Annotated in this window: 17 protein-coding genes; 9 read left to right on the top strand and 8 right to left on the bottom strand. The window is 68.8% G+C overall.

The genetic code is table 11. The features are described from left to right. Positions 1-16: 16 nt before the first annotated feature. The 4 genes from nuoL (at position 17) to A5757_RS10670 (ending at position 5,925) form a co-directional block, all read left to right on the top strand. A complete protein-coding gene (nuoL, locus tag A5757_RS10685) occupies positions 17-1,930 on the top strand; it encodes an NADH-quinone oxidoreductase subunit L (RefSeq protein WP_066833089.1) in 1,914 nt (637 codons plus the stop codon). Then, the gene (locus A5757_RS10680) at positions 1,924-3,495 is read left to right on the top strand and encodes an NADH-quinone oxidoreductase subunit M (RefSeq protein ID WP_066833086.1); all 1,572 of its coding nucleotides are present in this window, start codon (positions 1,924-1,926) and stop codon (positions 3,493-3,495) included. The genes nuoL and A5757_RS10680 overlap by 7 nt, the downstream gene beginning before the upstream one ends. After that, the gene (gene nuoN / locus A5757_RS10675) at positions 3,492-5,066 is read left to right on the top strand and encodes an NADH-quinone oxidoreductase subunit NuoN (protein WP_066833082.1); all 1,575 of its coding nucleotides are present in this window, start codon (positions 3,492-3,494) and stop codon (positions 5,064-5,066) included. Before A5757_RS10680 ends, nuoN begins: the two co-directional genes overlap by 4 nt. A gap of 85 nt (positions 5,067-5,151) precedes the next feature. After that, on the top strand, positions 5,152-5,925 hold the full coding sequence (locus A5757_RS10670; protein WP_066833079.1) for an enoyl-CoA hydratase: 774 nt from the start codon (positions 5,152-5,154) through the stop codon (positions 5,923-5,925). Here the strand turns inward: A5757_RS10670 and A5757_RS10665 are convergent. The 3 genes from A5757_RS10665 to A5757_RS10655 all read right to left on the bottom strand — a co-directional run bounded on the left by A5757_RS10665 (position 5,922) and on the right by A5757_RS10655 (position 8,152). Continuing rightward, positions 5,922-6,713, bottom strand: a complete 792-nt coding sequence (locus A5757_RS10665) for an ABC transporter ATP-binding protein (RefSeq protein WP_066833073.1) — start codon at positions 6,711-6,713, stop codon at positions 5,922-5,924. The two genes, A5757_RS10670 and A5757_RS10665, sit on opposite strands and share 4 nt — an antisense overlap. Then, positions 6,710-7,396, bottom strand: coding sequence for a PIG-L deacetylase family protein (locus tag A5757_RS10660; protein ID WP_066833070.1), 687 nt, complete (start codon positions 7,394-7,396; stop codon positions 6,710-6,712). Before A5757_RS10660 ends, A5757_RS10665 begins: the two co-directional genes overlap by 4 nt. Positions 7,397-7,549: 153 nt before the next feature. Continuing rightward, positions 7,550-8,152, bottom strand: a complete 603-nt coding sequence (locus tag A5757_RS10655; RefSeq protein ID WP_066833068.1) for a TetR/AcrR family transcriptional regulator — start codon at positions 8,150-8,152, stop codon at positions 7,550-7,552. Positions 8,153-8,196: 44 nt separating this feature from the next. Here A5757_RS10655 and A5757_RS10650 point away from each other — a divergent pair, with 44 nt between their 5' ends. Then, positions 8,197-9,318 carry a phosphotransferase family protein gene (locus A5757_RS10650; protein WP_066833066.1) on the top strand — a complete coding sequence of 374 codons (1,122 nt, stop codon included), beginning with the start codon at positions 8,197-8,199 and terminating at the stop codon, positions 9,316-9,318. Continuing rightward, the gene (locus tag A5757_RS10645; protein ID WP_066833063.1) at positions 9,318-10,457 is read left to right on the top strand and encodes a hypothetical protein; all 1,140 of its coding nucleotides are present in this window, start codon (positions 9,318-9,320) and stop codon (positions 10,455-10,457) included. Before A5757_RS10650 ends, A5757_RS10645 begins: the two co-directional genes overlap by 1 nt. Before the next feature lie 22 nt (positions 10,458-10,479). On the opposite strand, the gene A5757_RS10640 is transcribed toward A5757_RS10645, so the two are convergent. Next, entirely contained in the window at positions 10,480-11,985 is a 1,506-nt protein-coding gene (locus A5757_RS10640; protein WP_066833061.1) for an NAD(P)/FAD-dependent oxidoreductase, read from the bottom strand. A gap of 123 nt (positions 11,986-12,108) precedes the next feature. Between A5757_RS10640 and A5757_RS10635 the strand changes: the two genes are divergently transcribed. Further along, entirely contained in the window at positions 12,109-13,467 is a 1,359-nt protein-coding gene (locus A5757_RS10635) for a flavin monoamine oxidase family protein (protein ID WP_066833058.1), read from the top strand. A 3-nt stretch (positions 13,468-13,470) separates the two neighbouring features. On the opposite strand, the gene A5757_RS10630 is transcribed toward A5757_RS10635, so the two are convergent. After that, positions 13,471-14,418: an alpha/beta fold hydrolase gene (locus A5757_RS10630; RefSeq protein WP_066833055.1), complete on the bottom strand. Its 948-nt coding sequence runs from the start codon at positions 14,416-14,418 to the stop codon at positions 13,471-13,473. Between the two features lie 94 nt (positions 14,419-14,512). Beyond that, positions 14,513-15,607, bottom strand: a complete 1,095-nt coding sequence (locus A5757_RS10625; protein WP_066833052.1) for an NAD(P)-dependent alcohol dehydrogenase — start codon at positions 15,605-15,607, stop codon at positions 14,513-14,515. Between the two features lie 42 nt (positions 15,608-15,649). On the opposite strand from A5757_RS10625, the gene A5757_RS10620 reads away from it, so the two are divergent. Further along, complete coding sequence (locus A5757_RS10620) at positions 15,650-16,621, top strand: NADPH:quinone oxidoreductase family protein (protein WP_066833049.1); 972 nt, start codon at positions 15,650-15,652, stop codon at positions 16,619-16,621. A 2-nt stretch (positions 16,622-16,623) separates the two neighbouring features. Here A5757_RS10620 and A5757_RS10615 read toward each other — a convergent pair whose 3' ends face one another. Next, complete coding sequence (locus A5757_RS10615) at positions 16,624-17,013, bottom strand: hypothetical protein (RefSeq protein WP_231983946.1); 390 nt, start codon at positions 17,011-17,013, stop codon at positions 16,624-16,626. A 293-nt stretch (positions 17,014-17,306) separates the two neighbouring features. Between A5757_RS10615 and A5757_RS10610 the strand changes: the two genes are divergently transcribed. After that, on the top strand, positions 17,307-17,762 hold the full coding sequence (locus A5757_RS10610; RefSeq protein ID WP_066833045.1) for a Rieske 2Fe-2S domain-containing protein: 456 nt from the start codon (positions 17,307-17,309) through the stop codon (positions 17,760-17,762). On the opposite strand, the gene A5757_RS10605 is transcribed toward A5757_RS10610, so the two are convergent. Next, the gene (locus tag A5757_RS10605) at positions 17,683-18,930 is read right to left on the bottom strand and encodes an MFS transporter (RefSeq protein ID WP_231983945.1); all 1,248 of its coding nucleotides are present in this window, start codon (positions 18,928-18,930) and stop codon (positions 17,683-17,685) included. The two genes, A5757_RS10610 and A5757_RS10605, sit on opposite strands and share 80 nt — an antisense overlap. Positions 18,931-18,951: the final 21 nt, after the last annotated feature.

The following is an 18,951-nucleotide window of genomic DNA, read 5'->3' as shown; positions in this document are numbered from 1 at the left end:
ACCTGATGGGGGCGCGATGACGACTGCGGTGTGGCCGCTGATCGCGTTCCCGTTGGCGGGTGCGCTCATCCTGCTGTTGGCCGGCCGGCGCTCGGACCGCTGGGGCCATCTGCTCGGAACCGCAGCCGCTCTGGCGTCTTTCGTGGTGGCCGTATTGCTGTTCGCCGGCATGCTGGGCCGCTCCGCCGAGGACCGTGCGGTGCACGAAACCCTGTTCTCCTGGGTCCCGGTGGCCGAACTGCAGGTCGACTTCGGGCTGCAGCTCGATCAGCTCTCGATCTGCTTCGCGCTGCTGATCACCGGTGTCGGCTCGCTGATCCACATCTACTCCATCGGATACATGAAAGATGACGCCGGTCGGAGGCGTTTCTTCGCCTACCTCAACCTGTTCCTCGCCGCGATGCTGCTGCTCGTGCTGGCCGACAACTACCTGGGCCTCTACTTCGGCTGGGAGGGCGTCGGTCTGGCGTCATATCTGCTGATCGGCTTCTGGTCGCACAAACCGTCGGCCGCCACCGCCGCCAAGAAGGCGTTCGTCGTCAACCGGGTCGGCGACATGGGACTGGCGATCGCCCTGATGGTCATGTTCGCCACCGTCGGATCGGTGTCGTATGCCGAAGTGTTCGGCGCGGCACCGCAACTCGGCGAAGGCACCCTGACCGCGATCGGACTGCTCCTGCTGCTCGGCGCCTGCGGGAAGTCCGCGCAGGTGCCGCTGCAGTCGTGGCTGGGCGATGCGATGGAGGGTCCGACACCGGTGTCGGCGCTGATCCACGCCGCGACGATGGTGACCGCCGGCGTGTACCTGATCGTGCGCTCCGGGCCGGTGTTCGACCTGGCGCCGACCGCACAGCTCGCCGTCGTCACCGTCGGCGCCGTGACGCTGTTGTTCGGGGCGATCATCGGCTGCGCGAAGGACGACATCAAGAAGGCGCTCGCCGCGTCGACGATGAGCCAGATCGGCTACATGGTGCTCGCCGCTGGTCTCGGCCCCGCCGGATACGCCTTCGCGATCATGCATCTGCTGACGCACGGGTTCTTCAAAGCCGGTCTGTTCCTCGGCGCGGGTTCGGTGATGCACGCCATGAACGACGAGGTGAACATGCGCCGCTACGGCGGCCTGCGCAAAGCCCTGCCGATCACCTTCGTCACTTTCGGGCTGGGATACCTCGCCATCATCGGGGTCCCGCCGCTGGCCGGCTTCTTCTCCAAGGACGGCATCATCGAGGCCGCGCTGAACGCCGGTGGGGTGAAGGGCTGGGTCCTCGGCGGCGTCGCGATACTCGGCGCCGGGATCACCGCGTTCTACATGACCCGGGTGATGCTGATGACGTTCTTCGGCGAGAAGCGCTGGGCGGAAACCGGGGCGAGCGGAGCGACGGGGGAAGAGGCCGGAGTACATCCCCACGAGGCGCCGGCGGTGATGACCGTGCCGATGATCCTGCTGGCCGTCGGTTCGGTGGCTTCGGGCGGACTGCTGGCGATCGGGGGCACGTTGTCGCACTGGCTCGAACCGGTCGTCGGCAGCCATGAAGAGACCCACGCGGTACCGGTCGCCGTCGCCACCGCCGTGATCCTGGCGGTGGTCGCCGTCGGCATCGGCATCGCCTACCGGATGTACGCGCGGCGTGAGATCCCGAAGGAGGTGCCGGCTGGTTCGGTGCTGACCGTCGCCGCCCGCCGCGACCTCTACAGCGACGCATTCAACGAGCAGGTGTTCATGCGTCCCGGGCAGACTGTGACCGCATGGACGGTCCGCGTCGACGACAGGGCCGTCGACGGCGCCGCCACCGGTCTGGCCGCGGTGGTCGCGGCGACATCGGACCGGTTGCGGGAACTGCAGACCGGATACGTTCGGAACTATGCGCTGTCGATGCTCGGCGGCGCGACGCTCGTCGTCGCGGTGATCCTGGCGGTGAACCTGTGGTGACGTCGGTGCCGTGGCTGAGCGTGCTGTGGGCGGCGCCGATCGTCGGCGCCGGCGCGGTGATGCTCGCACCGCGACGCGCTGTGGCGAAGTGGGTGGCACTCGGGGTGTCGCTGCTCGCGCTGGCGGTCACCGCCGTCGTCGCGATGGGATTCGAGCCGGACGGCGAGCAGTACCAATTCGTCGAATCCCGGCGCTGGATACCGTCATTCGGTACCGGCTACATCCTCGGAGTCGACGGCATCGCGTTGGCACTGATCGTCCTGACCGCCGTCCTCGTCCCGCTGCTGATCATCGCCGGGTGGAACGACGCCGACAGCGCACCGCAGGCCCGTTCGGTGCACACCTACCTCGCCCTGACCCTCGTCGTCGAGGGCATGGTGTTCATGTCGCTGGTGGCGCTCGACGTCCTGCTGTTCTACGTCTTCTTCGAGGCGATGCTCATCCCGATGTACTTCCTCATCGGTGGTTTCGGCGCCGACCGCGCAGCATCGTCGAAGGCGGCGGTGAAGTTCCTGTTGTACAACCTCTTCGGCGGGCTCGTCATGTTGGCCGCCGTGATCGGGCTGTACGTCGTCACCGCCGGCAGCGACGCGTTCGACGCTGGCACCTTCGACTTCCGCGCGATCGTCGCTGCAGTCTCCGCCGGCGACTTCGTCGTCGACCCCGCCGTACTGAACCTGCTGTTCCTGGGCTTCATGTTCGCGTTCGCCGTCAAAGCGCCGCTATGGCCGTTCCACCGCTGGCTGCCCGACGCCGCGGTCGAGGCCACTCCGGCCAGCGCCGTGCTGATGATGGCGGTGATGGACAAGGTCGGCACGTTCGGCATGCTTCGGTACTGCTTGCAGCTCTTCCCCGACGCGTCGACGCTGTTCCGCCCGTTCGTGATCGCGCTGGCCGTCGTGGGCATCATCTACGGCGCGGTGGTGGCGATTGGGCAGACCGATGTCATGCGGCTGATCGCCTATACGTCGATCTCGCACTTCGGGTTCATCATCCTCGGCATCTTCGTGATGACCAGCCAGGGTCAGACCGGCTCGACGCTCTACATGATCAACCACGGCATCTCCACCGCCGCGCTGTTCCTCATCGCCGGATTCCTGGTGTCCCGTCGCGGATCCCGGCTCATCTCCTCCTACGGCGGGGTGCAGAAGGTGGCCCCTGTGCTGGCGGGGACGTTCCTCGTCGCCGGCCTGGCGACGCTGTCACTGCCCGGGTTGGCTCCGTTCGTCAGCGAATTCCTGGTCCTCATCGGCACATTCACCCGCTATCCGGTGTTCGCGGTCCTTGCCAGCACGGCGTTGGTGCTGTCGGCGGTGTATGTGCTGTGGATGTACCAGCGCATGATGACCGGACCGGTGGCCGACGATCTCGTCGACGGCCCCAGGCGGGTGCGTGACCTGGTGCCGCGGGAACTCGTCGTCGTCACACCGCTCATCGCGCTGCTGCTGGTGCTCGGCGTGTATCCCAAACCGGTGCTCGACGTGATCGATCCGGCCGTCAGCCACACGCTGACCACGATCGACCAACAGGATCCAGCGCCGATCGCCGAGGGGGCAGGTCGATGATCCCCACTCCGTCCGTCGAATACGGCGTGCTGTCGCCGATGCTCATCGTCCTGGGCGCCGCCGTCCTGGGTGTCCTGATCGAGGCGTTCGCGCCACGGCGCAGCCGATACGCCGCCCAGGTCGGCCTCGCGCTGGCCGCGACGGGCGCCGCCCTGGTCGCGGTGTTCGTGGTGGCCCGTGACATGGCGGGCGAAATCGGCCGCGCCGCGGTCGGCGGATCGGTCGTCGTCGACCGGCCCGCGCTGTTCCTGCAGGGCACCATCCTGCTTGTCGCCGTGCTGGGCATCCTGCTGATGGCCGAACGCCAAATCGGCGCCAGTGCCGAAACCGCCGGCGGCGGCAGGGGTCTCGACGCCTTCACGCCCCAGGGCTCCGCGGTGGCGGGCAGTGTGGCCGAGCTGCAGGCGACCAGGGCGGCGGCCATGCAGACCGAGATCTTCCCACTGACGATGTTCGCCGTCGGCGGCATGTTGCTCTTCCCGGCATCCGACGACCTGTTGACGATGTTCATCGCGCTCGAGGTGCTGTCCCTGCCGCTGTACCTGCTGTGCGGGTTGGCCCGCCGCCGGCGCCTGCTGTCCCAGGAGGCCGCGCTCAAGTACTTCCTCCTCGGCGCGTTCTCCTCGGCGATCTTCCTCTACGGCGCCGCCATGCTCTACGGCTACGCGGGCACCATGGACCTCCGCGGTATCGCCGCGGCGGTGGCCGATGGATCGGGCAAGACGTCCCTGGCGCTGATCGGCACCGCGCTGGTCCTCGTCGGCGTGTTGTTCAAAGTGGGTGCGGTGCCGTTCCACACCTGGATCCCGGACGTGTACCAGGGGGCGCCGACGCCGGTCACGGCGTTCATGGCGGCGGCGACCAAGATCGCCGCGTTCGGGGCGCTGCTGCGGATCTTCTACGTCGCGCTGCCGGAACTGCGGGACGACTGGCGTCCGGTGCTGTGGGCCGTCGCCATCCTGACGATGACGGTCGGCACCGTGACGGCAGTGACCCAGACCGACGTCAAGCGGATGCTGGCGTACTCGGCGGTCGCGCACACCGGGTTCATCCTCGTCGGCGTCGTCGCCGAGAACCGGCCGGGACTGTCGTCGACGTTGTTCTATCTGTTCGCGTACGGCTTCTCCACGCTCGGGGCGTTCGCGGTGGTGAGCCTGGTCCGCGACGGGAACGGCGACGAGGATACGGCGATGGCGCGATGGGCGGGGCTGGGTCGGCGCCACCCGCTCGTCGGTGCGGTGTTCGCGCTCTTCCTGCTCGCATTCGCCGGAATCCCGCTCACCAGCGGCTTCGTCAGCAAGTTCGCGGTGTTCAAGGCCGCGGGTGAAGGTGGGGCGATGCCCCTGGTGGTGGTCGGTGTCGTCGCCAGCGCCATCGCCGCCTACTTCTACGTGCGGGTGATCGTGCTGATGTTCTTCACCGAGCCGCCCGCCGACCCGCCGCAGGTCGTGGCGCCCAGCGGGATGACGACCGCCGCCGTCACCGTCACCGCGGCGGTGACATTTGCCCTCGGCGCGCTGCCGCAGCCGCTGCTCGACCTGGCGAATAACGCGGACCTCTTCCTCCGCTGAACTTCTTTCCGCCCAGATGAACAATTGGGCGCAGAAGTGCGAGTGGATGCGGGCAGAACGTCGATCTCGGCGCGAGGATGGTGCCATGACGTCCCTCGTGCTGACTGCCGATGTAGGCCCGGTCCGGCTGCTGACCATGAACCGGCCGGAGGCGCGCAACGCGCTGAGCCGCGATCTGATCCGCACGCTCTACACGGCACTGGACACCGCCGACGCCGACGAAGCGGTGCGGGCGGTCGTGCTCACCGGCGCCGACCCGGCGTTCTGCGCCGGCGTCGATCTCAAAGAGGCCGCGCGCGACGGCACCGACTACTTCGACGAGTTCCGGACGCAGAGCTGCATCACCCGGGTCGCCGAGATGCGCACACCGATCATCGGTGCGGTCAACGGCGCGGTGTTCACCGGCGGATTGGAGATGGCGTTGGGTTGCGACTTCCTCGTCGCGTCCGACCGCGCGGTGTTCGCCGACACCCACGCCCGCGTCGGCATCCTGCCCGGCGGCGGGATGACGGCCCGGCTCCCCCAGGTGGTGGGCGCGGCGATGGCCCGCCGGTTGTCGATGACCGGCGAGGTGGTCTCCGCGGCACGCGCCGAGCAGATCGGCCTGGTCACCGAGGTGGTGCCGCACGACGAATTGGTCTCCCGCGCAATCGCTCTCGCGGCCCAGATCGCCGAAGTCCCCGGACCGACGATGGCCGGTCTCAAGGAGATCTACGCGCGCGGACTCGATCCGATCATCTCCCCGGCCCTGGCCGCCGAACAGGACATCGCCGGCTCACAGGGGCGCGACTTCGACGGTCTGAACACCCGCTTCGACGACGTCGCCGCCCGCAACCGCGCACAGATCGCACCGGATTAAGCCGGCGCCGCCTGCGCGAACCAGCGGCCGTTGCTCGTGTTGATGTTGATGGGGTGGTCGAAGCACGCGCTGATCGCCTCGGAGGTGAGCACCTCGGGGGCCGGACCCTGCGCAACGACCCTGCCCGCACGCAGCAACAACGCGTGCGACGTCGTCGCCGGGATCTCCTCGATGTGGTGGGTGACCAGGACTGTGGCCAGCTGCGGATCACTGTGACGCAACCCGTCCATCGCGGCCAGGAGTTGTTCTCGCGCAGCCAGATCCAGCCCGGTAGCCGGTTCGTCGAGGATGAGCAGATGCGGTTCGCCGATCAACGCGCGGGCGATCAGGGTGCGGCCACGCTCCCCCTGAGACATCACCTGCCACGGCGTGTCCGCACGGTCGGCGAGCCCGAGCGAGCCGATGAGCTCCTCGGCGCGCCGCACCTGCGCGCCCGTCGGAGCCCAGCGGGGGATGAAATCCGGTGTGTTGGTAAGACCGGTCAGCACTACTTGGCGGGCGGTCAGCGGACTGTCCACCCGGTGGCGCGGGTTGACGTGGCCGATGTGGGTGCGCAGTTCCCGCATGTCGACCCGACCCAGCTGATGCCCCAGCACGTGCACCGTCCCGCTGGTCGGGTGGGCGATCGCCCCGAACAGGTTGAGCAGCGTGCTCTTTCCCGCGCCGTTCGGGCCGAGCACCACCCAACTCTGTCCGGCCTCGATCGCCACCGAGACGTCGGCCAACAAATACCGGCCGCCACGGACGAACGCGATGTCCTGGGCGTGCAGCAGCACCGGGTCGCTCACCGCTTCCCCTTCTCCCGGACGAGGATGAACTCCACGGTCGGACGGCCTCCGAACTCCGGTCGCTGGGCGGCGGTCTCGGCCACCTGTCGGCGCGCCTGTTCGCGCACGGGTACCTCGGGATCGAGCACCTGCAGATAACGCTCGTGAGCAGCAAGGGACTCCACCGCCAGGTCGAGGAATCCGTCGACGGTTTCGCCGTGTGTGCCGTGCGGTCCGTTCTCGAACAGCCACTCCGGCGGGTCCGTCATCGAGTCGTAGGCGGCAGCGACGGCCGTCGCGAACTCGATGTGGTCGCTCTGGTTCGGCGCTCCTGGCGCCCATTCGGATCCGCTGTAGATGGTGACGACGACGTCGGGGTGCAGCGCCTCGATGGTCTCGGCGATCCGACCGCGCAGTTCAGCAGTGTCGCGGATGCGGCTGTCGGGGAAATCCCAGAAGGCGGGCTCGGCGACGCCCACGATGGCGGCGGCGCGCCGCTGTTCGCGTTCGCGTAGCGGGCCCGCCTCGTCGGGCGGCATTCCGGCGATACCGGCCTCGCCGCGCGATGCCAGCGCGTAGTGCACGGTGCGGCCGGCGGCGGTCCATTTCGCGACGGCGGCGCCGATGCCGTACTCCGGGTCATCGGGGTGCGGTACCAGCACCAGCGCGGTACGCCAGTCCGATGGGAACGGCTCGAACGTCATGGATCCATGGCATCACATCGCGATTCGGCGTGGGCGGTGAGGCGGGCCTGCGGCGTGTCCCGGGTGGTGGACCGGAGCGCCGCAGGCCCGCTGGAAAGAAGGATGCGTCGGGGCCCTCCGAAGATCCTTGGCGGATCCTTGATCCCGCGACCGCTACGCCACCACACCGCGGGTGACGATGGCGCAGGTCTGATCGACCCACTCCTCGCCGAGTTTCACACCGGGCCACAACAACATTCGCAGCATGGTGGCGCCACCGATGACCTCCACCAGTCGGTCGGGGTCGACGTCGGCATGCACCTCACCGCGCGACACCCCTTCGGCAAGCCGGCCGCGCACCGCGGCGAACAGTCCGGTGAACCGCTGCATCACCCGGGCGTTGAGGTCCGGATCGTCAGTCATGTCGGCGAGCAGGCCGGGCAACCCAGCGCGCACGGGCGGGCTGACGAACACGTCCCGCGCGGCGGCGATCATGGCCCTGATGTCTGCGGCGATATCGCCGCCGGGACCGGTGAGCGCGCTGGGCGACGCCGGGAAGACAGCCTCGTGGACGAGTTCGGCCTTACTCGACCACCGGCGGTAGAGAGCGGTCTTGGTGGTGCCCGCGCGTTGGGCCACGGCGGCCATCGTCAGATTCGAATACCCGATTTCCACAAGCAGATCCGTCGCGGCCTGCAGTATGGCAGCGTCGATACGCGGATCGCGGGGCCGTCCCGCGGCCGGGGCCTTGTCAACCGATGACGGGTCTGATTTCATAACGCTACTCACCGTATCGTAATTGCCGGCTGAAGGAACACCGCATGCCACACGAACCGGCCGTCGAAGACGTCAGCCGCCTGCAGCGCGCCAGCAGAGATGTCACCACCCTGCCCGCCGTCATGTCGGGCTGGCTGGCCGGCCACCTGCCTGGAAACGCCGCCCCGGAGGTGCTCGTCGAGAGCGGCATCGACGCAAACGGGATGAGCTCGGAGACCATCGTTCTGACGGTGCGCCACGGCGGAGACGAGAATCGCTTCGTCACGCGGATCGCCCCGAACACCCGGGACGTCCCCGTCTTCTCCGAGTACCGGTTGGACCACCAGTTCGAGGTGATCCGCCTCGTCGGAGAACTCACCGATGTTCCCGTGCCCCCGGTGCGCTGGCTCGAACCATCCGGTGACGTGCTCGGCACCCCGTTCTTCCTGATGGATCACGTCGAGGGCGTCGTGCCGCCGGATGTCATGCCGTACACCTTCGGCGGCAACTGGCTCTACGATGCGTCCGCCGAACAGCAGCGCACGCTGCAGGACAGCACCGTCGACGTGCTGGCCCAGCTGCACTCCATCCCCGACCCGGCGAGCACCTTCGGTTTCCTCGACGACGGCTCGGATGCGAATGCGCTGCGACGAAACCTGAATTGGCTCAAGGCCTGGTACGAGTTCGCCGTCCCGGACATCGGGCGTTCGACCCTGGTCGAGGAGGCGCTGGGCTGGCTCGACGCGCACTGGCCCACCGAAGCCGCCGACTCCGAGGCGGTCCTCGTGTGGGGCGACGCCCGGGTGGGCAACGTGCTCTATCGCGACTTCCGGCCGGTGGCCGTGCTGGACTGGGAAATGGCCACGCTCGGCCCCCGGGAGATGGACGCCGGGTGGATGATATTCGCGCACATGGTGTTTCAGGAACTGACCGGCCTTGCGGGCATGGAGGGGATGCCGCAGTTCATGCGCGAGGAGGACGTCCGCGCCACGTACGCACAGCGGACCGGAGTCGAACTGGGCGACCTGCACTGGTTCTACGTGTACTCCGGGGTGATCTGGGCGTGTGTGTTCATGCGCACCGGCGCCCGGCGGGTGCACTTCGGGGAGATGGACCCACCCACCGATGTGGAATCGCTGTTCTACCACGGCGCGCTGCTGCGCCGCCTGATCGGAGGAGACGCCTGATGCTCGGTCCCATGGACGAATTCCCGGTCCACCAGGTCCCGCAACCGATCGCGTGGCCGGGATCCTCCGATCGCAATTTCTACGACCGCTCGTACTTCAACGCACACGACCGCAGCGGCGATATCTTCCTGATCACCGGAATCGGCTACTACCCCAACCTCGGGGTCAAGGACGCCTTCGTCCTGGTGTCCCGGCGCGGCGAGGGTGAACGAGGACTGCTGGGCGATACGCACACCGCCGTGCACCTGTCCGACGGGATCGACCAGGACCGGCTTAACCAGCGCGTCGGCGCCTACCGCGTCGAGGTATCGGAACCGCTGCGGCGGTTGCGGATCGTCATGGACGAAACCGACGGCATCGCCGTCGATCTCACGTGGGAGGGGCTGTTCGACGCCGTGCAGGAACAGCCGCACATCCTGCGTACCGGTAACCGCGTGACGCTCAACGCGCAGCGGTTCGCCCAGGTCGGTTCCTGGAGCGGCCGGATCGCGATCGACGGCGAAGAGATCGCGGTCGATCCGGAGACCTGGATCGGATCACGCGACCGGTCGTGGGGCATCCGCCCGATCGGTGAGGCCGAGCCCGCGGGTCGCCCCGCCGACCCGCCGTTCGAGGGTATGTGGTGGCTCTACGTGCCGATGGCGTTCGACGACTTCGCCCTCGTGCTGATCATCCAGGAGGAACCCGACGGGTTCCGGTCCCTCAACGATTGCACCCGCGTCTGGCGCGACGGACGCGTGGAACAACTGGGCTGGCCTAGGGTGAAGATCCACTACGCCTCCGGTACCCGAATCCCCTACGGCGCCACCATCGACGCCACGGCGGCGGACGGGACGCCGCTGCGCTTCGACGTGGAGTCGAAGCTTCCGGTACCGATCCACATCGGCGGCGGATACGGCGGCGACAGCGATTGGGTCCACGGCGTGTGGCGCGGCGAGAAATTCACGGAGCGGCTGACTTACGACCTGAGCGATCCGTCGGTGTCGGGCCGCGCGATGTTCGGCGTCATCGACCACGTCGGCCGGGCCACCTGCGAGATCGACGCCCGCACCGTCGAGGGCTGGGGGTTGTTCGAGCACGGCGCGCTGGGCAGGCACGATCCGTCGGGCTTCACCGACTGGCTGACGCTCGCCCCGTAGCGAACTCCGTCGCCCCGACCGGTCAGGCCGGTTGAGTCTGGACCGCGGGCACCCGACCGAAGACCATGTCCTCCTCGATTCGGTCGAAGCGGTGGTCGATCGCATCGAGCACGTAGTTGTGCCGCACGTGCCACGGCCGCCGCGTCCCGGACCGCGGGAGCGCGTGCGGTGCCCGTTGCACATACCCCGCCGCCAGATCCCACGCCGGCTTCTCCTGCATCGTCGTCTGCCCGATGTGCGGATAGGCATGGGTGTAGCCGTGCTCCACAGTGAACGCGATGAGCTTCGCGAACGCCCGCGCCGTCATATCGGCGCGCAGCGTCCAGGACGCGTTGGTGTAGCCGATGCACCACGCCAGGTTGGGTACGTCCTCGAGCAGGTACTCCTTGTAGACGAAACGGTCCGTCGGCTTGATCTCGTCTCCGTCGAGGCAGATCCTGATGCCGCCCAGCGCCTGCAACTGCAATCCGGTGGCGGTCACGATGACGTCGGCGTCCAGACGCCTCCCCGACGCCAGCACGATGCCCGACGCGTCCACGTGGTCGATGTGGTCGGTCACCACCTCCGCCCGCCCCGCGGAGATGTGTTCGTAGAGATCACCGTCGAGCACCAGGCACATCCGCTGGTCCCACGGGTTGTAGCGCGGTTTGAAGTGCACGTCGACGTCGTAGCCCGGCGGCAACGCGGCGACGGTCCGGTTGCGGATCAGCCACCGGCCGAACCGTGGGGCCTTGCGGAACATCGCATAGGTCAGCACGTGCACCATCGCGTTGCGCATCCGCACGACGGCGTGGGACAAGCGCTGCGGCAACAACTTCCGGATGAACTGCACCATCGGGTCGAACCGCGACATCGACATCATGTACGTGGGCGAGCGCTGCAGCATCGTCACGTGCCCGGCACGCTGGGCCAGCGCCGGGATCAGGCTGATCGCGGTGGCGCCGCTGCCGATCACCACGACGCGCTTACCGCTGTAGTCGAGTGATTCCGGCCAGAACTGCGGATGGACGACGTCCCCGTCGAACTCCTCGATGCCCGGGAACTCCGGGGTGTAGGGGGCGTCGTAGTTGTAGTAGCCGGTTCCGCAGAACAGGAACCGGCCGCGGTAGAGCGCCTCGCGTTCACCGTCGGGCCCTGACACCACCGTCCGTACGGTCCAGGTGTCGGTGGTGGAGTCCCAGTCCGCCGAGACGACGCGGGTGTCGAACCGGATGTGGGAGTCGATGCCGTACTTGTGCGCGGTGTGGGTGAGGTAGCCGCGGATGTCGGCCCCGTCGGCGACGTTCTCCGGCCGGGTCCACGGTTCGTAGGGGTAGCTCAGCGTGAAGATGTCGCTGTCGGAGCGGATACCCGGGTAGCGGAAGAGGTCCCAGGTGCCGCCGATGCGAGACCTGCGCTCCAGCACGGTGTAGCTGAGCTGCGGGTTTCTCTCCCGGATGCGGTAGGCGGCCCCGATCCCCGAAATCCCCGCGCCGATGATCAGCACGTCGGCGTATTCGCCCGGCTGCTCACTGATTTCGCTGCTCATCGATCGAACCTCCGTTGGTCCCGTCCCGTACCAACCCCACCATAGGTCTCCCGAATGGGACCCGTCGACGATCTCGCGGAGCGAGTGGCTGTCAGGGCCTGCGCGTCATGAGACTCTGGTCAGATGAGCGCACCCGACACCGCCGTCGTCGCCGTCGTGGGCGCCGGTTTCGCCGGGCTGACGGCGGCCCGCGAACTGCGGAAGTTCGGCCACGACGTCGTGGTCTTCGAGGGCCGCGACCGCGTCGGCGGCCGTGCGTACACCGGCAGTGTCGCGGACACCCCGGTGGACCTCGGCGCCACGTTCGTCGGCCCGACCCAGGACGCCGTCACCGCTCTGGCCGCTGACCTGGGCTGTCACACCGTGCCCACCTACCGCCACGGTAAGAACCTGATCCGCTGGCGCGGCCGGGTGCGCAGCTATCGCAGCACCGTCCCCCGTCTGTCGATCATCGAACTGCTCGACGTCTCGCGCATCCAGTGGCGCTTCGAGCGGCTGTGCAAGCAGGTGCCCGTCGACCGGCCGTGGACCGGACCGACTGCGCACCGGCTCGACGACATCACGCTGGAGGCCTGGTTGCGGTCGGTGCGCGCCAGCGCCTCCACCCGCGACCTGATGGCGATCATGTCCCGCGTGACCTGGGGATGCGAACCGGATGCGGTGTCGATGCTGCACGCCGTTCGCTACGTCAAGGCCGCCGGCGGCATCGGGCGCATGCTCGACGTCGAGGGCGGCGCTCAGCAGGACCGATTCCCCAGCGGCACCCAGGACATCGCGCAGCGGATCGCCACCGAACTCGGCGACCGGGTGCTGCTCGACGCTCCGGTGCGCCGGGTCGAACGGCTCGACGACGGCACCCTGCGCGTCGACACCGCAGCGGGCACAACCACGGTGCGCGCCGTGATTGTCGCGGTGGCCCCCGCGCACCGGCAGGCCATCGCGTTCGAACCGCCGCTGCCGCGCGGCCACATCGAGTTGGCGAAGCAGTGGCCGCAGGGCCGGCTCAGCAAGGCCTACGCCGCCTATCCCACCCCGTTCTGGCGCGACGGCGGCTGTTCGGGTGAGGCGCTGTCCGACGAGGGTCCGGTGTTCATCACCTTCGACGTCAGCCCGTCCGGCGAGGGCCCGGGGATCCTCCTCGGCTTCACCGACGCCGCGGCGTTCGATGCACTGCCGCCCGACCAGCGGCGCGAGCAGGCGCTGGCCGGATTCGTCGCACTATTCGGCGACGCGGCCGCCGAACCCATCGACTACATCGATCATTGCTGGGGCGCAGAAGAATTCGCGCCGGGCGGACCCACCGCGGCCGTGCCGCCCGGAGCCTGGACGAGCTACGGCCAATGGCTACGCGCACCCGTCGACGGCATCCACTGGGCCGGTACCGAGACCGCGGACACGTGGACCGGTTTCCTCGACGGCGCCGTGCGCTCGGGGCAGCGGGCCGCGGCCGAGGTGCACCGCGCACTGTCGGCGACCCCCTGAAGCTCAGGAGCTCGCGCGTGCCGCGCCGACGGCCGATGCGGCCAGGCTCCGCAACGCACCGTTCACCTCGTCCGGGTGTTCCAGGATCGCGCAATGGCCACCCGGCAGCTCGAGGAAGTCGGCGAGATCCGGTACCTGCTCGGCGATCCGTCGTGACGCCGTGATCGGCAGCAGCCGATCGTGCCGGCTGCCGACCACCAGCGTCGGCACCGCCAGGTTGTCCAGACCGATGTGCTCGGGCCCGAGCCGGTCGACCAGGACCGAGGCCCAGCCGCCGCGTCCCGCCGGCGGGGTTGCGGCGAACAGTTCGTAGACGAACCCGGCGACCGCCGGGTCGGCGGTACGGCCGACGGCCAGCGCGGACACGAAACGCCGGTTCGCGCGATGCGCCGCCGACGGCAGCGGCGTGGCGCCGAACCGTTTGAGCATCGTTCCTGCCGCCAGCACCCGGGTGGCCGAGAGTCGTTGCGGCACAGGAAGGAACTGCACGTCGCGCAGCAGGTCCCCCGTGGTGGTGTTGATCAGCGCGACCGCGGCAGCACGCTGCCGGACCCGGGCCGGATAGCGCCGGGCCCAGGACGTGATCGCGATACCGCCCATGGAGTGGCCGGCGACCACCGCGCGCTCGCCGGGGGCGACGGTGGCGGCCAGCACCGCATCGAGATCGGCGGCAAGCAGGTCCAGGCTGTAGCCGGTGCGACGGGGCGGCACGCCGCTGCGTCCGTGCCCTCGGTGATCGAACGCGATGACTCGATGATCGCGGGCCAGATCGGCGATCTGATACGCCCACACCCGGAGCGCACAGGTGATGCCGTGGGCCAGTACGACCGGAGGGGCGTCCTCGGGGCCGAAGACCTCGGTGTGCAGTCGCACGCCGTCCGCCGACCGGACGGGCACCACCCGACGCGGGGGCAACGCCTTCGCGGCGTCGAAGGTGGCAACTCGGCTCATGGGCCGCTCCGATCACTCCGGCAACACTGACGGGGACGTCAGCTTAACTGCCGATGAACGTGCCGGGTCGGCATTGTCCCGCCTGCCGGGCGGTTCATGTCATCGCCAGCACCGGCTTGACCGCGGTGCCGGTGCGGGCGGCGGTCCAGGCCTGGTCGAACTGGCTGAACGGGTATCGGGTGACCATGCGCTCGATCGGCAGGTCACCGGTGCTCACCATGGCCACCAGCCGGGGGATGAAGGTCTGCGGCTCGCTGTCGCCCTCCACCACACCGCGCACGGTCAGCCCTTTGCCCATGATCGAACCCACCGGCAGGGACGCCATCGGCGCTCCGAGGCCCACGACGGCCAGCGCGCCGCGCGACCGCAGCGCTGTGATCGCCGTGGTCAGCACCTCGGGCAGCGCGGTGGTGTCGACCGCGGCATGGGCGCCGCCGGCCGTCAGCTCCACGATGCGCGCGGCGACGTCACCGTCCGCGGGATCGATGGTGGCGGTCGCGCCGAAGTCCGCGGCCAGGTGCCGTCGCTCGGCGACCGGATCGACTGCGACGATTGTCCGGCAGCGCGCGATTCGTGCTCCCATCACCGCAGACAGTCCGACCGCCCCGGCGCCGAAGATCGCCATCGACTCGCCGGGCCGGGTGGCGAGCGCGTTGAGGACCGTGCCGACACCGGTCTGCACGCTGCAGCCCAGCGGTGCGGCCAATACCGGATCGACGTCGTCGGGGATCACCACCGCATTGCGGCGGCGGACGATCGCGAACGTGGCGTGACTGGATTGCCCGAAGAATCCGCCGCCGACGGCGTGGCCCTCGGTCTGCAGCGCACTGCCGTCCCCGCCGCCGTCTCCGCGTAGGTTCAGCGCCGTGGAGTCCGCGCAGTAGGCGGGGTGTCCCGCCGCGCAGAATGCGCACCGGCCGCAGCTGGCGAAGGTGAGTACGACCCGCCGGCCTGGGCGCAGGTCGGCCGTGGGACCGGCCTCGACCACGGTGCCGCAGCCTTCGTGACCGAAAACCATCGGCGTGCGGCGTTGCGGCCAGCGCGCGGCGACGCTGATGTCGGTGTGGCAGATCCCGGCCGCGTCGATGCGGACGAGGACCTCGTCGGCCACCGGCGCGCGCACCGTCACGTCGGTCAGGACGGGATCTGCTCCTGGGGCCAGCAGCACCGCGGCACGGGCGTCGATCACTCCGGGATGTTAAATGGTTCCGTCGACGACAGAAAGGCCGCCATGCGCGCGATCCATGTAACCCGGCTCGACGGTCCCGGCGCGGTGGAGCTCGTCGACGTCGACGAACCGCATGCCGACGATCAGGTGATCATCGACGTGCACGCGGCCGGGGTGGCCTTCCCCGACGCCCTGCTCACCCGGGGCCTCTACCAATACAAACCCGATCTGCCGTTCAGCCCGGGCGCCGAGATCGCCGGCGTGGTGCGCAGCGCGCCAGGCGGCTGCGGATTCGCTGCGGGAGACCGCGTGGCCGGCCTGACGATGCTGTCCGGCGGTATGGCCGAAGTCGTTGCGCTGCCGCCCGATCGGGTGTTCCCGCTGCCGGATGCGGTGACGTTCGAAGCCGGCGCCGGCCTGTTGTTCAACGATCTGACGGTGCACTGCGCGTTGCGGACCCGCGGCCGTCTCGCGGCTGGTGAGACCGTGCTGGTGCACGGGGCCGCCGGCGGGATCGGCACCTCCACCCTGCGGCTGGCTCCAGCCTTCGGTGCGGCCCGCACCATCGCGGTGGTCAGTACCGAGGCGAAGAAAGAGGTGGCGCGGAACGCCGGCGCGTCGGACGTCGTGTTGGCCGACGGCTTCAAGGATGCGGTCAAGGAGTTGACCGGCGGACGCGGTGTCGACGTGGTGGTCGATCCGGTCGGCGGCGATCGGTTCACCGATTCGATCCGCTCACTGGCGCCCGGCGGACGCCTGCTGGTGATCGGCTTCACCGGCGGCGACATCCCCACGGTCAAGGTCAACCGGCTACTGCTCAACAACGTCGACGTCGTCGGCGTGGGCTGGGGCGCTTGGACTTTCGCCCATCCCGGATATGTGCGGGAGCAGTGGGCGGAGATCGAACCGATGCTGGCCTCGGGGACGCTCACGGCTCCGCAACCGGAGGTTTATCCTTTTGCGCGGGCCGCGGATGCGATTGCGGCGCTGGAGAATCGCTCGGCACGCGGCAAGGTGGTCATCGCCGTCCGCTGAGATTACGGCGACGCGAGATAGTCCATCGGCGGACCGTTCGGGCCGACGGCCTGCTGGTCGGCGACCGCGGTTGCGACATGCTGGCCCGCGTCGAAGGTGGCGAACACCGACACGCGATCGTCCACGGCGAAGTTGGCCGCGGGACTGGCCGCCTGTTGACGGTCGAACGTCACGGCGGTGGTGTCCGGGGTGATGCGGTATGTCTGGATCGCGCCGTTGTCGCTGCGGGTGGTGACCGAATCCGACGTCACCGCGATGACGGTGCCGTTCTGGGTCACCGGCGCACTGCTGGCCGCCTGCGGCATCGGAGTCGTGGCTTCGATGGGGGCGGGCGCGGCGAAGTACACGAAGGCTCCTGCCAGGACACCGGCGGACGCGACCGTGAAGGACATGGAACCGCCGATGATGACGGGCCACGACAGGGTCCGGCCTTGTTTCGCCGAAGCGGACATACGATGCTTGGAAGCCATACCTCTCAACCTCATACGAGTTTGGTTGCTGCGGAACATTTACCCGGCGCCCCGCGAACCAAAACCGGTCTGACCCGCGCATATACCGCAGCATTCGCGCTGACCAGGGCAAACGTCGGGAAGATTCCAGCGTCGAATCCCCCATCGAGCATGATCAGCGCCCGCCCGCCGGCCTGGCTCGTTTCACTCCTGGTGGGGGCGGGTAACGCCGAGGAATGACGAAGCTTCGCAGCGACCCGCACGGACGCGGAGTCGACACCCCCGGTCTCCTACCGCCCCTGCGGAACGATCACCCGCTACCCGCCGAGGGCGCTCGGCTTATTCGACTCGACCAACTCGGCGACCGGCGCGTCAGGGAGGTCAGCACGGAGCGACACGGCGTCCTCGCCGTCGGTCAACTCCCCGACGGCACCCCGTTCGCCGTCAGCAACGTCTGCCGCCACCAGGCCGCCAAACTGGGCCGCGGCCGGGTCACCGACGACGGCTGCCTGCAGTGCCCGTGGCACCGCGCGGACTACGACGTGGCCGACGGCACGATGCGCAACGGGCCCAAGGGCCGCATCTTCGGGTTCAAGCCCTACTCGTCGGCGATCAAACTGTTCGGCAACGTCGCGAAACTGCGCCGGTTTCCCGTCGAGGTGCGCGACGGTTCGATCTGGTTGACCGACTGAGACCCATGGGCCGGGATGCGCCGGTCGCCTTGCCGACCAACGCGCCCGCCGCCACCCCCAGCGCGACGACGAACGCCACCACCGTCGTCCAGTGCCCGTGCACCCACGCGAGGCCGCCGACGAAGCCGAAGACGCTCGAACCGGCGTAATAGCTGATGTTGTAGAGCGCCATCGCCTGATTGCGGGCATGCCGAGCGCGCTCCGCCACCATGCTCGAGGCCACCGCATGCCCGACGAACAGACCTGCGGTCAGGACGACGACGCCGGTCAGGATCAGTGGCAGCGGACCGGCCAGGGTGATCAGTGCGCCGACGCCCATCAGCACGCACGCCGCGACGAGGACGGGCCGCCGGCCCGCGCGGCCGGTCAGCAGCCCGGAGACGCGTGACCCGACCGTTCCCGCCAGATACGCCAGGAAGATCAGCGAGATCACCGTCGGCGATAGCAGATACGGCCGTTCCTCCAGTCGGAACGGCAGGTAGTTGAACACGACCACCATTCCGCCGATGAGCAGTCCGCCGATGCCGAAGAGGCACAGCATCGCCGGGTCACGCAGATGACCGTGGTGTCGCTGACCGTCGGCTCGCGCGGCGCGCGGCGTGGGGGGCGTCATCACCGAGAGAGCCGCCATCAGCGCCGCCACCAGGCATCCGAGGAGGAAAAGCGCTGTGCGCCAACCCCATTGCTCGGCGATCGGGACGACGAGGAGCCGGCCGCTCAGCCCACCGAGCGATGTTGCGGCGATGTAGCTGCCACCGAGGACGGCGGCCCGCTTCGCAGGGACGAACTGATGCGGCAGGGCCATCACCAACGCCGGAATGCCGCCTAGGGCGACGCCCTGAACGAGTCGACCCGCCACCATCGCCTCGAACGAGGGCAGCCACGGTACGGCCACCGAGGTGACAGCGGCTCCGACCCCCGCGACCCGGAGTGGCACACTCGTCCCGAAACGGTTGGCGAGCTTCGCCCACCCCAGAACCGACACCGCCAGCCCCAAGGTGGCAGCCGACACCAGCAGCGAGGCGCGCGACGCGTCGACACCGGTGTCGCGGCAGATCTCGGTCAGCAGCCCCTGGGGCGCGTACATCACCGAGAACACCGCCAGCCCCGCGCACCACAGGGTGACGGCGACACGACGTTCGGTGACCTGCACTCGGCCAGTGAACACCGGCGAACTTATAGTGTGAAA

The sequence above is a fragment of the Mycobacterium sp. 852013-51886_SCH5428379 genome (assembly GCF_001665575.1).
Classification (GTDB): Bacteria; Actinomycetota; Actinomycetes; order Mycobacteriales; family Mycobacteriaceae; genus Mycobacterium.
The sequence above is the reverse complement of the archived record's forward strand: the minus strand, read 5'-3'. Positions and strand labels throughout refer to the sequence as shown.

What these genes read in the sequence shown, in the direction of transcription:
- nuoL (WP_066833089.1), top strand. Translation starts at nt 17, where the DNA reads ATGACGACTGCGGTGTGGCCGCTGATCGCGTTCCCGTTGGCGGGTGCG.
- nuoN (WP_066833082.1), top strand. Translation starts at nt 3,492, where the DNA reads ATGATCCCCACTCCGTCCGTCGAATACGGCGTGCTGTCGCCGATGCTC.
- A5757_RS10670 (WP_066833079.1), top strand. Translation starts at nt 5,152, where the DNA reads ATGACGTCCCTCGTGCTGACTGCCGATGTAGGCCCGGTCCGGCTGCTG.
- A5757_RS10660 (WP_066833070.1), bottom strand. Translation starts at nt 7,396, where the DNA reads ATGACGTTCGAGCCGTTCCCATCGGACTGGCGTACCGCGCTGGTGCTG.
- A5757_RS10655 (WP_066833068.1), bottom strand. Translation starts at nt 8,152, where the DNA reads ATGAAATCAGACCCGTCATCGGTTGACAAGGCCCCGGCCGCGGGACGG.
- A5757_RS10650 (WP_066833066.1), top strand. Translation starts at nt 8,197, where the DNA reads ATGCCACACGAACCGGCCGTCGAAGACGTCAGCCGCCTGCAGCGCGCC.
- A5757_RS10645 (WP_066833063.1), top strand. Translation starts at nt 9,318, where the DNA reads ATGCTCGGTCCCATGGACGAATTCCCGGTCCACCAGGTCCCGCAACCG.
- A5757_RS10640 (WP_066833061.1), bottom strand. Translation starts at nt 11,985, where the DNA reads ATGAGCAGCGAAATCAGTGAGCAGCCGGGCGAATACGCCGACGTGCTG.
- A5757_RS10635 (WP_066833058.1), top strand. Translation starts at nt 12,109, where the DNA reads ATGAGCGCACCCGACACCGCCGTCGTCGCCGTCGTGGGCGCCGGTTTC.
- A5757_RS10630 (WP_066833055.1), bottom strand. Translation starts at nt 14,418, where the DNA reads ATGAGCCGAGTTGCCACCTTCGACGCCGCGAAGGCGTTGCCCCCGCGT.
- A5757_RS10620 (WP_066833049.1), top strand. Translation starts at nt 15,650, where the DNA reads ATGCGCGCGATCCATGTAACCCGGCTCGACGGTCCCGGCGCGGTGGAG.
- A5757_RS10615 (WP_231983946.1), bottom strand. Translation starts at nt 17,013, where the DNA reads ATGTCCTTCACGGTCGCGTCCGCCGGTGTCCTGGCAGGAGCCTTCGTG.
- A5757_RS10610 (WP_066833045.1), top strand. Translation starts at nt 17,307, where the DNA reads ATGACGAAGCTTCGCAGCGACCCGCACGGACGCGGAGTCGACACCCCC.